Source organism: Aquisalimonas sp. (assembly GCF_007120195.1).
Taxonomy (GTDB): domain Bacteria; phylum Pseudomonadota; class Gammaproteobacteria; order Nitrococcales; family Aquisalimonadaceae; genus Aquisalimonas.
In genome coordinates this window covers 1-14,109 of record NZ_SKOG01000256.1, presented here as the reverse complement: position 1 = coordinate 14,109, position 14,109 = coordinate 1, and the positions used below count along the sequence as shown (strand labels likewise).

General features: G+C 62.7%; 18 protein-coding genes and 1 pseudogene. 9 read left to right on the top strand and 10 right to left on the bottom strand.

Annotated features, from left to right (window positions below; translation table 11 throughout):
• Positions 1-723, top strand: a 723-nt coding sequence (locus QZT63_RS17895; RefSeq protein WP_290653120.1) for a sulfite exporter TauE/SafE family protein, incomplete at its 5' end; no start/stop codon positions are given.
• Positions 724-957: 234 nt separating this feature from the next.
• Here the strand turns inward: QZT63_RS17895 and QZT63_RS17890 are convergent.
• Positions 958-2,691, bottom strand: coding sequence for an isocitrate/isopropylmalate family dehydrogenase (locus QZT63_RS17890; RefSeq protein WP_290653118.1), 1,734 nt, complete (start codon positions 2,689-2,691; stop codon positions 958-960).
• 501 nt (positions 2,692-3,192) lie between these two features.
• On the opposite strand from QZT63_RS17890, the gene QZT63_RS17885 reads away from it, so the two are divergent.
• From QZT63_RS17885 to QZT63_RS20175, 3 genes are all read left to right on the top strand, one after another.
• Positions 3,193-3,672, top strand: a complete 480-nt coding sequence (locus QZT63_RS17885; RefSeq protein ID WP_290653116.1) for an SRPBCC family protein — start codon at positions 3,193-3,195, stop codon at positions 3,670-3,672.
• Between the two features lie 21 nt (positions 3,673-3,693).
• Positions 3,694-4,149: a PAS domain-containing protein gene (locus QZT63_RS17880; protein WP_290653114.1), complete on the top strand. Its 456-nt coding sequence runs from the start codon at positions 3,694-3,696 to the stop codon at positions 4,147-4,149.
• A 433-nt stretch (positions 4,150-4,582) separates the two neighbouring features.
• The gene (locus QZT63_RS20175) at positions 4,583-4,939 is read left to right on the top strand and encodes a dimethylsulfonioproprionate lyase family protein (protein ID WP_366637543.1); all 357 of its coding nucleotides are present in this window, start codon (positions 4,583-4,585) and stop codon (positions 4,937-4,939) included.
• Between the two features lie 88 nt (positions 4,940-5,027).
• Here QZT63_RS20175 and QZT63_RS17875 read toward each other — a convergent pair whose 3' ends face one another.
• The 3 genes from QZT63_RS17875 to QZT63_RS17865 form a co-directional block, all read right to left on the bottom strand.
• Positions 5,028-5,237, bottom strand: coding sequence for a hypothetical protein (locus QZT63_RS17875; RefSeq protein ID WP_290653112.1), 210 nt, complete (start codon positions 5,235-5,237; stop codon positions 5,028-5,030).
• A complete protein-coding gene (locus QZT63_RS17870) occupies positions 5,227-5,592 on the bottom strand; it encodes a type II toxin-antitoxin system prevent-host-death family antitoxin (protein WP_290653110.1) in 366 nt (121 codons plus the stop codon). The genes QZT63_RS17875 and QZT63_RS17870 overlap by 11 nt, the downstream gene beginning before the upstream one ends.
• An 85-nt stretch (positions 5,593-5,677) precedes the next feature.
• Positions 5,678-6,151, bottom strand: a complete 474-nt coding sequence (locus QZT63_RS17865; protein WP_290653108.1) for an OsmC family protein — start codon at positions 6,149-6,151, stop codon at positions 5,678-5,680.
• Positions 6,152-6,545: 394 nt separating this feature from the next.
• On the opposite strand from QZT63_RS17865, the gene QZT63_RS17860 reads away from it, so the two are divergent.
• Positions 6,546-6,980, top strand: coding sequence for a GNAT family N-acetyltransferase (locus tag QZT63_RS17860; RefSeq protein WP_290653106.1), 435 nt, complete (start codon positions 6,546-6,548; stop codon positions 6,978-6,980).
• 169 nt (positions 6,981-7,149) lie between these two features.
• Here the strand turns inward: QZT63_RS17860 and QZT63_RS17855 are convergent, their stop codons facing one another.
• Positions 7,150-7,356, bottom strand: coding sequence for a hypothetical protein (locus tag QZT63_RS17855; protein ID WP_290653104.1), 207 nt, complete (start codon positions 7,354-7,356; stop codon positions 7,150-7,152).
• A gap of 91 nt (positions 7,357-7,447) precedes the next feature.
• Entirely contained in the window at positions 7,448-8,239 is a 792-nt protein-coding gene (locus QZT63_RS17850; RefSeq protein WP_290653102.1) for a methyltransferase domain-containing protein, read from the bottom strand.
• Between the two features lie 153 nt (positions 8,240-8,392).
• Between QZT63_RS17850 and QZT63_RS17845 the strand changes: the two genes are divergently transcribed.
• The gene (locus tag QZT63_RS17845; RefSeq protein WP_290653101.1) at positions 8,393-10,438 is read left to right on the top strand and encodes a BTAD domain-containing putative transcriptional regulator; all 2,046 of its coding nucleotides are present in this window, start codon (positions 8,393-8,395) and stop codon (positions 10,436-10,438) included.
• A gap of 107 nt (positions 10,439-10,545) precedes the next feature.
• Here QZT63_RS17845 and QZT63_RS17840 read toward each other — a convergent pair whose 3' ends face one another.
• Positions 10,546-11,466, bottom strand: coding sequence for an alpha/beta hydrolase (locus QZT63_RS17840; protein WP_290653099.1), 921 nt, complete (start codon positions 11,464-11,466; stop codon positions 10,546-10,548).
• A 133-nt stretch (positions 11,467-11,599) separates the two neighbouring features.
• The gene (locus QZT63_RS17835) at positions 11,600-12,295 is read right to left on the bottom strand and encodes a LuxR C-terminal-related transcriptional regulator (RefSeq protein ID WP_290653097.1); all 696 of its coding nucleotides are present in this window, start codon (positions 12,293-12,295) and stop codon (positions 11,600-11,602) included.
• Here QZT63_RS17835 and QZT63_RS17830 point away from each other — a divergent pair.
• Positions 12,191-12,553, top strand: coding sequence for a HepT-like ribonuclease domain-containing protein (locus QZT63_RS17830; RefSeq protein WP_290653095.1), 363 nt, complete (start codon positions 12,191-12,193; stop codon positions 12,551-12,553). The two genes, QZT63_RS17835 and QZT63_RS17830, sit on opposite strands and share 105 nt — an antisense overlap.
• 12 nt (positions 12,554-12,565) lie before the next feature.
• The gene (locus QZT63_RS20170; protein WP_366637546.1) at positions 12,566-12,937 is read left to right on the top strand and encodes an ATP-binding protein; all 372 of its coding nucleotides are present in this window, start codon (positions 12,566-12,568) and stop codon (positions 12,935-12,937) included.
• On the opposite strand, the pseudogene QZT63_RS20165 reads toward QZT63_RS20170, so the two are convergent.
• Positions 12,881-13,069 (bottom strand): annotated as a pseudogene (locus QZT63_RS20165) (MBL fold metallo-hydrolase); the annotation flags it as partial. The gene QZT63_RS20170 and the pseudogene QZT63_RS20165 sit on opposite strands and share 57 nt — an antisense overlap.
• Positions 13,070-13,184: 115 nt before the next feature.
• On the opposite strand from QZT63_RS20165, the gene QZT63_RS17820 reads away from it, so the two are divergent.
• The gene (locus QZT63_RS17820; protein ID WP_290653091.1) at positions 13,185-13,904 is read left to right on the top strand and encodes a type II CAAX endopeptidase family protein; all 720 of its coding nucleotides are present in this window, start codon (positions 13,185-13,187) and stop codon (positions 13,902-13,904) included.
• Here QZT63_RS17820 and QZT63_RS17815 read toward each other — a convergent pair.
• Positions 13,905-14,109 (bottom strand): hypothetical protein (locus QZT63_RS17815; RefSeq protein ID WP_290653089.1); only part of this gene is annotated, 205 nt, incomplete at its 5' end.

Genomic DNA, 14,109 nt, shown 5'->3' with positions numbered 1-14,109 from the left:
GGCCTGGCGATGGCGGCTGGGGGGTTCGCCAAGGGCGTCGTCGGGTTCGCGCTGCCGCTGATTGCGCTGAGCGGGATGGGCAGTTTCCTACCCTTCGAGGTGGCCGTGGCGCTGCTGATCCTGCCGACGCTGGTCTCAAACCTGTTCCAAGGCTTGCGCAACGGCGTTGCGGCGGCGCGCAGCAGCCTGATGCGCTACTGGCGGCTCATCCTCGTGCTGGTGGTGATGATCGCAATCGCGGCACAGCTCGTCGTCGCGCTGCCCGACTGGCTGCTGTTCGCGCTGCTTGGCACGTTCATCACCGGCTTTGGCGTCTTGCAGCTCGCCGGCTGGCAGCCGCGCCTGCGCTTAAAGAGGCGGAGGTTCTGGGAGGTCGCCACCGCGTTCCCCGCCGGGTTCTTCGGCGGCATCTCCGGGATCTGGGGCCCGCCGATCGTGATGTACCTGCTTGCCGCCGAGGTGCCGAAGGTCGAGATGGTGCGGGTCCAGGCGCTGTGCTTCCTGGCCGGCTCGCTGGTGCTGTTCGGCGCGCATCTCGCCTCCGGTGTGCTCAACCCGATGACGCTGCCGATCTCGGCCTGGCTTATCCTGCCAACCCTCGGCGCGATGTTCGCAGGTTATCTGGTGCAGGATCGGCTGGACCAGGAGGTATTCCGCCGGGTGACGCTGGTGGTGCTGGTACTGGCCGGGCTCAACCTGCTCAGGCGGGCGCTTATGGCCTAACCTTGCGCCTCCGCCCGACCCCCGTGTCGCGCCAGGAATGACACCGGCCGAACGGGTTGAACCAACAACTCGTCTGGCGCGGGGCCAGCTTGCGGGCGGCTCTGGCTTTCAAGCGCAGCCTCAGGCAAGCCGCGGCTCAATTAATCCAGGGCGAGTTGCAGCATGCCGTGATCGGTCGCTTCCGTGCTCATGGCGCGCATCCTTGCGTTCAGCAGCCGCCGTATCCCATCGCGACTAGAGCCGTTCCGCCACGGCATCGAGAAAGCCGTGCATGTCCACCACCGTCTCGGCGTCCGGGGCCGAGGTCTTGCCCTTGAGGTCGGCGGTGACCACGCCGGCATCCACGGTGTCGACGAGGGCCGCCTTGAGTCGCTTGGAATAATCCACCAGGGGCTGGTTGTGCTCGCGCTCCCCCAGAGTTTCCAACGCGTTGGCCACGGCGTAGATCAGAGCCGAGGAATTGAAATACGCCTCGCGGCCGTCACTCTCCAGGTACTTCACGTAGAGGTCGTGGGCCGTCCCGTGGGGCGCTTCGAAGAGCATGGTGCCGTTCTTGCTCTCGATAATGGAACTGGCGGTGGCCAGGCTGCCGCCCAATGCGGCGGAGATGTCCGAGAAGATGTCACCGTCGAGGTTCTGCGCCGGATACAGGGCGTTCCTTGGCGGATCGGTGATCATCTTGGTGAGCTGGCTGGAGGGCCGCATGATCATGAACGACGGCGGCGGTGTGTCCGCTTTGGCCAACTCGCGGCGCACCTCCGTGATGACGACGCTGAACACCTCGTCGTACTCCATGTACTCGCGTTTGAGCCCGAAGTAGACCTCCTTGTTCTTGCGCGAGGCATCGCGGAACACCTGCGTGACCCAGTCCTTAATGGCCTCGCAGTCGTTGGACATGAGCAGGATCGGGTCACCCGCGCGGACGCGCCGCGCATGCTTCTCCTCGCCGTCAACCACGACCTTGAGGATGCCGTCCTCGGCGGCCGGCATATTGAAACTGCCGTACTGGTCGCCGCCGCCGGCGCTCATCCGCGAGAGCGATACCTGCGCCTTGCGCTCCGGTATGCCGTACCGCTTGAGCTGCTCAACGAGCTTCAGCAGCTTACGCCCGGTCGTGTTGTCGGGCACGCCCCAGAGCGCGCGCTTCGGCGGATTGGCCACGATGCGGGCCGCCTGGGCATCGATGAGCTCGTATTGGTACGCCAGCCCCAGCTCATCGAATTGCTTGCGATAGTGATCGTCATAGATGCGCTCGATGGCGGCGCGCATGGTGCCATCGTAGCCGGGAATCACGGTGTCCTTCAGCCCCAGGTAAGCGTCCCGGCGCTCGTCGATGGCGCGCTGGAAGAACCGATGCGCCCACGCCTGCACATCGGCGATGGCGTTGGTCGCAAGCAACCACGGATCGCCCCGGTTCACCTCGCGGCGATGGAGCTCCACCGGATCACCACTGTGGCCCACGAACAGCAGCTTGATCACGCCGGTGACACGGGAGAGCTGGTTGAAGCTGTCCTTGCTGCCGCCATCGTCCATGGTGTCAACCTCGATGTCGCGCCCGACCCAGTCGGGCCGTCGCACCTGGAGGTTGCGAAACTGGATGTCCTCGCGTGTGATGTTGCCGCCAATGCCTTTGCGGATGGCGCCGTTCGGCGACTTGGTGGCGAGATCGTTGAGGGCGCCTTTATCCAGCTCCGGGTGCCGAGCGAGCATATCGTCGAGCTGCTGCCGGTTCACCGTCATGCCGGCGTTCTTCACTCCAACCCCGTAACGAGTCAGCGCGTCGATGGCGTCGGTAACCGCCTGGCCATTGGTCACCAGCCGATTCTCCGCCGAGAGATCCACCTCGACCAGTTCAATATCCAGCCGCTCCGTGACGAAGGTCCGGATGATGTGCTCGAACGCCACCTGTGCCATCTCGTCGCCGTGCAAAATAACCAGTGGCGATCCCACCGTGATCGTGTGACTCATGACTTCTCCTCATTGCGACGATGGATGCGACAGGCTGCGTGGCGCCCGCGCGGGTTAGGTTACTCCTAAAAACCCCGGGGTTAGGATACTAGCGGTCTTGGAAGTATTGCCAGACCTCCGCCCGGGCCCTGCCTGCAGACCGTGAGGCCGATCGGCACCCGCCCACGCACCTCCAGCGCCCGAAAGCGGCTAAGCGGCTGAGGCTTCAACGCTGCAAAACATCAAGCCGAGGCGAAATCGCACAATGAGTTGGCCCAGCGCGGTCAAGGCCTTGCGAAATTCGCCGAGACTCCGATGCACGAACTCCCATTGCCGCCCGGAGGCGTGTGGCTGTAGCCAGTAGCTCGCCTCAACGACACCTTTGCAACATGAATATCGAGTGCAGCCGTAACTTGTCTGTACTATACTTGTACGACTACGTTACAAAGCCAACAGGATACATCGCCGGATCTGAGTACGAACAGGCGGCTTCCCCATCCCAAGACCCGAGGTTTCTGAATAGTGCTCGGTAACCACAAAGTCGTCGGCGAGGCAACCACGACCATCCATCGGCCGGTCGAGTCGGTCTTTCGCTTTATCGCCGACGAGTTCGAGGCGAACTACCCGCGCTGGTCGCCGGAAGTGATAGAGCTGAAGGTCCTGAGCGCAGGTTATCTGGATCGCGACTGGTTCGCGCGGCAGACCCGCGTGGATCAGGGGCACAAGACGACCTCCACGTTTCGAGTGGCGGATATTCAGCGGCCCACCCGGATTGTCTTTTCGGGGGTGTCGGCGGAGTTCGTATGCACTTACACGCTCGAGCGGGTCGGCCCGAGCAACGAAAGCGCCCGGTTGCGATTCCGGTTCGAGTTCCCGCGGCTCGAACTGCGCATGCGCCCCTTCCGCAAACTGATCCAGACCTCTGTGCAAGAGGGCGCGGAGCGGACGGTCTATAATCTCAAGGGTCTCGTCGAGCAGGTGGATGGATCGACCGCACCCTGATCGCTTTTGAGGACGGAACACATGACTTTTGTTGTCGAAAAGGATCCGGGCGTAATCCCCACGGTCCTCACCGAGATGCTGGACCATTGCGCCACCGGCATCACGCTGGCCGATCCTGACCAGCCTGATATGCCGATCGTGTATGCCAACGCGGTTTTTGAGCAACTGACTGGCTTCGGGCAGGACGAGACCATCGGTCGAAACTGCCGGTTCCTGCAGGGCAAGGACTCGGAACAACCGGAAATCGGGGACTTGCGGCGTGCGATTTCCGCCGGGGAGCCCGTCACGGTCACTCTCAGAAATTACCGCAAGGACGGCAGCCGATTCTACAATCGCTTGTCGTTAACGCCGTTGCGGGACCCGCGCGGCGTGCTCATCTACTATCTCGGGGTGCAGTACGATGTAACCGCGCAGGTCGAGGCGGAGGCGGAAAACGACCGCCTACGAGACCTGCTCGGTCAACGAGGCGCCGATTAGCCGGCCTCTTTCCCATACGCTGCGGCCGCTTGGTGAAGAATTGGGTGGCGGGCACAGAGTGCATTAGCCAAAGCGAAATGCACCGTAGAACGAATCGCGCCAACGGCACCCGGGCCCAACACGAGTCGTGCGCCTGCGGCGCAGTGTCTCGACGGCGGATTACGCTGCGCTAATCCGCGTACGCGTATGCCGTTGAGCCATGGCGTGGCACCGCGGCTAATCGAAGGGTGTAGGGTGCCATTAGCGCCAGCGTAATGCACCGTCAAATAACCCGCGCCGCAGGCGCACAAGCTCAGCCCCAGTCGTGCGCCTGCGGCGCCATGTCATTCACGGCGGGTTACGCTGCGCTAACCCGCTCCGCGCTCCGGCGCAAGAGCCCTGAATTCGCGGCCGCGGGCATTCATGGTTTCCGCAACGCACCAAGGGTTGGTTCATGGCACCAAGGGACAGGGGGCAGGGGGCAGGGCTTTCAGGATACGCCCAGCTGGGCGTACCTTTTACAGGACGTCCGGCGCGTTTACCGCCGGACGTCCGCATTGGCCTGGTCATGCTAGCGCCGCGCTGCACCTATCCACAGCATAGCCATCAAGGGATTACGGAGTCGTATGTCGCCGTCAGCGGGGCGTTCTCGGAAAACGACATGGGCGTCTACGCACCCGGATCGGTGATCCTGAATCAGGCCGGGCAAACGCACCGAATCACGCCCGGGCAGGCTGACCCGTGTCTTTTGCTCTTCGCCTGGACTGGCCCAACGGAGAACCTTCGAGACGATCGTCTGGCCTTTGATTAAACCGGCAGGAAACGGATTAACCGCATATCGTCCCAGCGCTAATCAGGGTCCCTCGCCTCGCGTCGGCGCCTCGATGCACCAGCTCGAGTCAATCCGACTGACGAACGAAACGCCCGAGGACTTCCAGGGAGCCTTCGATCCGGGAGACGCGGTCACGAAGATCACGATGCTCGTGGCGGAGCGCGTCGAGTTCGCCGCGCAGCTCCCGGGTTTGCTCCGAAACTTGGTGGCCGAGTTGCGCGACACGCTCGCTGTTCGTGAGGGCTTCACGCACCGCACGGATGGTCTCACCGAACATGGGTGTCCCCTGCGTCTGCGGCCGATGCGGCGTTCTCGGCTTGCTGCCTGTTGCGCTCCGCGCGCGCTTCGGCGAGGTACTGACGCGTCTTGGCGATCTCGTCGAATGCCCTGTCGAGGGCCGCTTCCGCCTCCGCGTTGCGCTCCTTGAGCTGCTCGACGAGCATGGCGAGTTCCCGAGCCTCGGGGGTGTCATCACCGGCGGTGACCTGCCGCCACTGCTCGATGGGTACGAGCGCGGCGACAGGCCGGTTGCGTTTGCTGATGACATAGCTCGTCCCGGCCCCGACCTCGTCGAGAAGCCGACTCCACCGCACGCGCGCGCTGTAGCTCTGAATCTCCCGCGTGTCGGACATGGGCTTGTCCCTCAAACTGGTCGATTTCCTGGTCGAGTATAGCAGCGCAGCAGACGGGTGAGGGAGCCTGGTCACATCGCTGTCTTCACGGCCGCAGGGTAGGTGTCACGGTCACCGGAAAGTTCACAGAGTTCGCGATGAAGCAGCGCTCGTGCGCCGTGTGGTGCAGTTGCTCGGCTGCGGTCGCCTGCGTTGGGTCTGCGAATACCACGTGAGGCTTGAGTTCCACGGAGTCGAAGCGCCCACCGCCGGAAGCGTTGTGGACCATAACGCCCTGAGGCCTGTCCTCATAAGCCTCAACAACGATGCGCCTCTCGGCGCAGAGGTGGAGAAACCACAGCATGTGGCATGCGGAGAGCGCCGCGACCAGCAAGTCCTCCGGGTTGTACTGGCTCGCATCCCCCCGGAATGCCGGATCTGCACTGCCGTAGAGCGTCGGTTTGCCCTCGGCATCGATCGCGTGGGCGCGTGAGAACTCCCTGTAGCCACTCGTGCCGGTCCCCAGGTTGCCGGTCCAGCGCAGATTGAGCTCGTAACGATGCGAACGGACTGTGTTCACGCTACCCTCCTGCTCGTCCGGTCGATATTCCGTGAATCCCAAGATGGGCATGCCAGCCCGAGTTCTGCAAGCCTCCTGGCCACCGAGGTAGTGCCAAAGATCTTTGTAATCGACCCTGGCGCGCGAAAGCAAAGTAACGCGGGTCACCCGCCAACGCCTGCTCCAGGCCGACGGCATCTCGAACCTGGTCCAGTTCCTCTCGGGTGTAAAGCATTCTCTGCCGCATGCGTGTTAAATCGCGATCACTGCCTGCCAGCGCCGTTCACCGGTCGCCCGCAGTCAGGTTACAACCAACCGCCTGGAATTGCGCAATTCCGCCTGTGACAGCCCACGCCCGTTTACCGGTAACGCAAAGTAGCTGACAATTTCGCCAAGCCCCTCGCAAGAGCGCACGATGAACGATCGCGCCTACCAGGTACGCCGTGCCGAGATGCCCGCTGACCTCCCGGCAATTCGAAGCATTCGGGACCTGGTCTTCGTCCAAGAACAGCAAGTACCAAGAGAGCTGGAGTGGGATGACGCCGACGCGGGCTGCATCCACGTGCTCGCAGAAGACAATAATGGCCATCCCGTGGGGACCGGCCGTCTAGCGCCGGACGGCAAGATCGGCCGCGTCGCCGTTCTACCGACATGGCGCAGAAAAGGCATCGGGACAGCGATCCTCGCGGAGCTGGTGAATGAGGCCTTGGCGTGCGGCCTCGCAGAATGTCGCTTGCACGCGCAGGCTTCGGCACTGGACTTTTACATCCGCCAGGGCTTTGTCGCTGAAGGACCACTCTTCGAGGAAGCTGGAATCACCCACCGCCTCATGCGCTTGCAGCCACGGTAAAAAGCGTTCAGACCGAATATGGCTCCGAGCGCCGGCCGCGTGGGGCCCTGAGCATCAAGGACGACGGCCGCCGGTCCTGGTACGGCAATCAGCGGTAAGCCACCGTTGCCGCAAGCGTTTTAGACAACTGGGGGCCGAAAGGCCCCCGTCTTTTTGCGGTGCGTCGCGCTCAGTGACCGGAAGACCCCGCGGCGGCATTGCTGCGATCAATACCGCACTCCTTGTCGAGGGCATCGCTGTCCTCTTCATCCACCGGAATGGTGAGCTCACCCTCATCAGGCACTCCCAAAGAGACCGCGATAACGACCGTCTCTTCATCCTCACTTGGATTGAAGGCCGTATGCACGGTATCCCCGGGATCCACGAGCGCGGTCATCCTCTTGCTCTGGCGTTGCAGAGCCCTGTCAGCTATGCGCGCTCCATCCTTTCAAGTCCTGGGCGACCGTGTCGTGCCCTGACCGGCCGGTTCAGGCCTTCCGGGCCGTGACGACCAGGCAGGGCAAAACAACCGTCACGGTGCCGTCCGCAGCGCGGAATGGCGCCAGCGACTCTTCGGCGTCGGCGGCCAACCGCTGCAGCTGGGCGTCGTCGAGCACCCCGCCGAGTGTCCACAGGCACGCGCCCTCGGCCTGCACGAACTCGCTGGCGCTAGCAAACCGGGCGGATTCATCACGGCGTTCGATGCGCGCCTCCGTTAGACCCGCCTCGTCGCAAACTTGCCGCAGCCAGTCAGGGTCACCACCGCGGAAGGGCTGGCGAAAGCCTTCCGCCACGTCGGGCCCGAAACGCCGGTGCAACAGCTCGGCCAAGACACTGAAGCCCGGCGAGTGGTCGATCGCATCGGGAATGCTGACAGCAAGCCGGCCGCCGGGCCGGAGCACGCGAACCATCTCCCGCAGCGCGTGTGGCGGATCGTCGAAGAACATGAGGGCGAACTGGCTGATGACCGCATCGAAAGTGCCGTCGGGCAGTGGCAGCCCCTCGGCGCTGCCGGCGTACCACTCGATGGGCACGCCCTTGTTGCGCGCCACGCCGAGCATCTCTTCGTTCGGGTCGACGCCGGCGACGCGGCCACCCCGGCCGGTGCGCTCCAGGGCGGCCTCGGCCGCCGCGCCGGTGCCACAGCCAACGTCCAGCACGGCTTGGTCGCGGCCGACCCCGGCGGCGTCCAGCACAAGATGCGGAAATCGCCCGAACAAGGTTGGCACAAAGAGCTGATCGTAGATCTCCGCGGGTGTAAGCCTGGTTGCGGTATCCATCGTTGATCTCCTCTCGCTGTTTGACGCAATGGGTTCGGTCCGCGTGTGCAACCATGACGTGGCCGCGTCCCCGGCACCGTGACACAGCCGTGACATGGCCGCCGGTGCCTGCTTAAATGGTTCCGGCGAGAGGTCGGGATTCCTGGGAAGCGGATGGCTAACGACCTGCAGCTCAGCCTGCTTGGCGGCTTCGAATGCCGAACGAATAAAGGCGAGCTCGTGCGCTTTCCGACGCGCAAGGTGCGCGCCTTGTGTGCCTGGCTGGCGCTGCACGCCGACGACCCCCAGCCCCGGAACAGCCTTGCCGCGCTCCTGTGGGGCGAACAGAGCGATGCGGCGGCACGGCTCAACCTGCGCAAGGGGCTATCCCGGCTGCGTGCGTGCCTCCCCGGGGCAGCGGCAGACAGCCTGGTCGCCTATGACGACCAGGTTGTGCTGCTGACCGACCGGGTTACCGTGGATGTCCCCTGTTTTCGGGGCTGCGCGGAAGACGCCACTCCCGCCAGCCTCGAACGCGCGGCGGCGTTGTATCGCGGGTCGCTGCTCGAGGGCTTCCCGGAGTGCGGCGAGGTCTTCGACGAGCGGATCGCCGGTGAGCGGCAGCGCCTGGAGGATGTCTACTGCTCGGTTCTGCACCAGCTGCTGGAGCACTATACGGCCACCGGAGCCATCGAGTCCGGCGTCCAGACGGCGCTGCGTCTGCTGAGCATCGATCCGTTCCAGGAACATGTCCACCAGACGCTGATGCGGCTGTATCGCTACCTCGGTCGGCCGGGCTCGGCTCTGGCGCAGTACCACCGCTGCCGGGCACTCCTTGCGGAGGAGCTGGGAGTCGAGCCCTCCGCCGGGACCGAACAGCTGAAGACCACCCTGCTGGACGGGGAAACCCTGCCGGATTCCACTGCGAACGACGAGCAATCACTGTGCACGCGGCCAGCCTTGAGTCCGCCACCCCGCGCCGCGGAATACCCCGCCTGCGCTTGCCCGCGATCGGGCCGCCCCACGGTGGCCGTCCTCTCGTTCGCGGCCGCCACCCAGGACCACGACCTTCGCCTCCTCGGCGACGGGATGGCAGAGGATATCGCCATCGAGCTTGGGCGTTTCCGCGAACTGGACGTGATCGCCCCGCCCTCGGCATTGACCTACCGTAATGCTGCCGCGCCTCCGGAGCGCATCGGCAAGGAGCTCGGCTCGACCTGTGTGGTGACCGGCACGCTGCGGGAGGCGGCGCGCAGGCTGAGCATCACGATATGCCTCGTGGACACGGCCACAGGCCGCCAGCTCTGGGCGGAACGTTATATTCGCTGCCGGGACGACATGTTCGAGCTCCAGGACGAGATCGTACGCGGGCTGGTGGCCGAACTCGCCGGCAGAATCGAGGTTGACCGGCTCGCCGCTGCCCGGCGCAAGACGCCCGCCGAGCTGGAAGCCTACGACCTGTGGCTGCGGGGTCGGGCGGCACTCCGGCGCGCCGATCTCACGACATTGACCGAGGCGCGCAGGTACTTTCAGCAGGCAATCGCCAGGGATCCGCATTTCGGTCGACCCTATGTCGGGCTTGCCCTGGCTCAGATCAACGAATGGGCCTGCTTTTCCTGGAACCACTGGGTGTTCCCGCGCCAGGACGTGCTCGACCACGTCCACCGGGCGCTCGAGCTCGATGAGTACGACCAGCATGCCCATTGCGTCCTGGCAATGACGCAACTCTACGGGGGCGATTATGAAGCCGCTCGCAGCGGCCTGATGCGGGCGCTGGAGCTCAATGCCAACGACACCGATGTGCTCGCCCACGCGGCGCTGGGGTTGACGCTGATCGGCGACCACGCAGCCGCGGTCGAGTACGGCACCAAAGCCCTGCGACTGGCTCCGCACCATCCCGATTGGTACGCGACCTTCGCCGGCATGGCGCTGTTCAATGCACGCCACTACGTCGAGGCCATCGCCACCATGGCACCGGCGCCCGAGGCCATCTGCAATACAGCCGCCTTCATCGCCGCCGCCGAAGCACACCGCGGGCGAACCGAGCGCTGCACCGCGTACCGGGACACCGTCTACCGCCACTACCGTAGGGAGCTGCAGCGGGGCAATCTGCCCGAACGCATGTCATGCATTGACTGGTTGCTGGCGGTCGATCCCTTCCGGCTGGACGACGATGTCGCGCATTACGTGGACGGGCTGCGCAAGGCAGGCTTCCGCTGAACGCGTACCAGCGGCATGCGGGTGCGCATCGCCGGGACTGCACAGAGGCGACGGCCCCGAGCGGTGGTCGGGGCCGTTGAAGTGGTGTGAACGGGCGTTGCGACGGGTTATTGCGATGCTTCTGTGACCGACTCCCGCACGAAGGCTTCGAGGTCCTGGTTGAATTCTTCTGGGGCTTCCAGTTGCGGCAAATGGCCGATGCCTTCGTAGAAGTGCAGCTCGGCGTTGGGGATTATCTCGGCGGTATCCTCGGAGGCCTCCGGCTTAACGATCTGGTCCGCGGTGCCATGCACGACCAGCGCGGGGGCCTCCAGGTTGGCGAATGCATCTTCGGCGTCCCGCCTCTCACGCTGAAGAAGGGCGCCGCGCACTGCGGGTGGCACCATCATGGCGCTGCCGAAGGCGGTTGTGAACGGCTCGTGCTCCAGGTCATCGGCCGTCCACAAGTGGACGAAGCCGCGGGTTGCTGTGATGTTGACCCGGGGATCCTGCGAGGTCATGTCGCCAACGTACGAAAAAACCTCGTCGAAGAACACGCTCTCTCCGTCGCTGGTTTCTTGGCTGGTAGGAGCGCTGACGAAAACCAGGCCGCCAATATCGTCCTCTCCGTGCAGGTCCAGGTAATTCACGATGAGTGAACCCGCCATGGACAATCCCACCAGCACCGGCGCGTCCAGCTCCTTGGCGCGAATAACGGCGTCGATGTCCTCGGCCCAGATTTCGGCCGCTATATACTGGTCGGGGTCGAGGGGCTTGTCGGATGCACCGTGCCCGCGGAGGTCCACGGCGATCAGCCGAAAGTCTTCGGCGAGCGCCCCGGAATACTGCGAGTCCCAGACCAGGTAGTTGCCCGTAAAACCGTGGATGAAGACGATGGCTTGCCCCTCTGGGTTGCCAGACTCGTAGACCGTAAGGTCTACGTTGTTCGCTCCGCCGACAGTGGTCATCTGTTTCGCTTGTATCTGTCCTCCGGAGAGCAGGAGGCCCGTTGCGATGGCGGATACGATGATGGTCTTGTTCATGTTCATGGCGCGTTGTCCTCCGCTTGTGGTCCTACAGGAGCCACGTTGCGGAAATCGACGAGGCGGCGCAAGAGGCAGCAGTCCCGTCATCCGGGGGGTACAGTACGGTCGGAGTCGGGATGTTTGTCCCGCGTCAGGATTAACTGGTGCCCAAGTCACGTGCGAGCACGATGGCGCGTGCTCGTGAATGGACGCCAAGCTTATCAAATAGGGTGCTGACGTGGTTGCGAACGGTTTTCTCGCCGATGCCGAGGCGTTCCGCGATCTCGCGGTTGGATAGCCCCTCGCCCAGGAGTGACAGCACCTTCTGCTGTCGCCGCGTTAGCCGCTCGCCTTCGGGGAGTGGGCAGGTTTTGTCGGTGGCGGCGGGAAGGAAGCCGTTCACCAGGGTCTTGAACCGTATCCAGGCAGGTTCGCGCTCCAGAAGGATGTGGTTGCAGCTATCGAGAATTGCCAGTTCGGCGTTGGGAATGCCGCTCGCCAGCACGCGCCCGGCCTTGAGTGGCACCACCGCGTCGCGCTGGGCATGAATGACCAGTGTCGGGCAGCGGACATGCTGGAGACGCGAGAGGACGTTCAGGGTGCCAAACATCTCGATGGTCGACGCAGCGGCCGCTCCGGAGGTGGTCCGTTGTGCGTTGTCGGCAAACCAGTCGCGTACCTCGAACATATGCTCGAGGCGCGTGACCGAGCGACGACCTATGTCGAAGGCATGGAGCGCCAGAACTTTATGGACGATCGTCGCACGCAACAGGCCGTGATCCTGAACGTGATCATTCTCGGCGAGGCGGCAGCAAAGATTGTTCAGCCGTATCCGGACTTCGTAGATGCCCATCCCGAAATTCCCTGGCGCCAGATGCGCGGGATGCGAAACCGCGTGGCCCACGGATACTTCGATATCGATCTCGATATCGTCTGGAATACGGTCCAGTCCGCCTTTCCCGAGCTCAGGGAGCGGGTGCAAGCCGCCAAACGGCGGCACTTAATGCTGAGAAATTCCGGAACCTACACCGCATCAGTCGGTTGCGAGTTCTTCAGGGCCGACTATATATTCCATGAACGACGGACATCTTCTTTGGGTTCGCTGCGCTGATACAGGCGACGGATGAACACGACCCGGCCGCGCGATGGGGTGTCTCTCGGGCCTCCGCTCGCGGGCCGCGACCGGGTACTTGGGGAGCTTGACGGCGAGTTTCAGCGGGTTCTCACGGGCGATTTCCGTGTAGTCCTGATCACCGGTACGCCCGGGCTGGGCAAGACTCGGTTGGCCGCCAAAGTGCTGCAACACAACCTGCTCGCTGAGGAACAACTCCATACGGTCGCTGAACACCAGCTTGGGCAGAGCAGGTGGCTTGTTGCCAGCCAGCATCTGCTCCCGGGCCACCGCCGAGCTGATTATCGGGCACTCAAACAGGCCGTTGCCCGCCAAGTGGTCACCATGTTCGTGGGTGTTAATAACGTACAGCATCTTCCCTGAACCGATGGCCTCAGCGTGAAGCTTGAAAGCCGTCTCTTCATCCACTGAAGTGTCTACTACTATAACACCCTCGCGAAGCACCACCAGGGATGAATTGACCCTGTCGCCAATTACTATATGCCGCTTGTCCAACCCAACACCCCCTTTTTGTCATTATAACATACCGGAGCATTTGGAAAAAATTGTTGTTTCCCGGCAACCCGCCCTGTAGTATAATTTTACCAAGAAACTGTGTGGGGAGGCAGAAATGAAAAAAGGCTTGTTGACTGTTCTCTGGGTGGTTTTCATCACTTTGCTGTTGCTGGGCGTGCCCCGGCTGGCTGCCATGGTTGCCAACCTGTTTGAATACGGCGCCATCGACCCTGACGGATCCTGGGCCTGGATATCCGTCCGTCACATAGTCCAGGCACTGATTGTTCTCGTCCTAATCTTTGTTATTAAGCAATTCAAGCCACTGCAGTTCGGGTTTAGCTGGGGCGACAAAGCCGCCGGCAAAAAACATGTCCTCTTGTTTATCCTCTTCTTCACCCTCTACACTGCCGGCGCCTATGCAACAACCATTCTCACCAATTCCTTCCAGCATTTCCAGTTCCCCCTGACCGGGGGCAACATTGGCGGTTACCTGGGATTCCAGCTGTTGCTGTCCGGGCCCTCTGAAGAGCTGATTTTCCGGGCTTTTGCCATGACCATGCTGGGCCTGATGGTTTCCGGCGGCCTCTTCAAAGGCAAGCTCAGCTATGCCAATATAATTGCCGCCGTTATATTCGGCCTGGCCCACATGCGGTTTACCTTCGCCCCCTTCGAAGTGACCTACATCCCCTTCCAGGTAATCTTTGCCTTTGTGTTGGGACTGTTCTACGGAATATGCTACGAAAAAACCGGCAGCATGTACTACCCCATGATAATGCACAGTTACGGCAACGTCCTGATGGTGGGGCTGACAGTAATCTTCTCCTTTATCCTTTAGTCACCAACAAGCAAACAGGCCGGGAAAACCCGGCCTGTTTTTTGTCCCACGATTCCATGCAACTTCAGTCACCAAACTCCATGCATAATCAGACGATACAACCAGTGCCATGATACCAACATAAACCACGGGGCTGTAACAACAGCCAAAGACAGAGCCATCTTCTTTTTCAGCTGCAAATCCTTTATGAAGTAGAAGGATATAT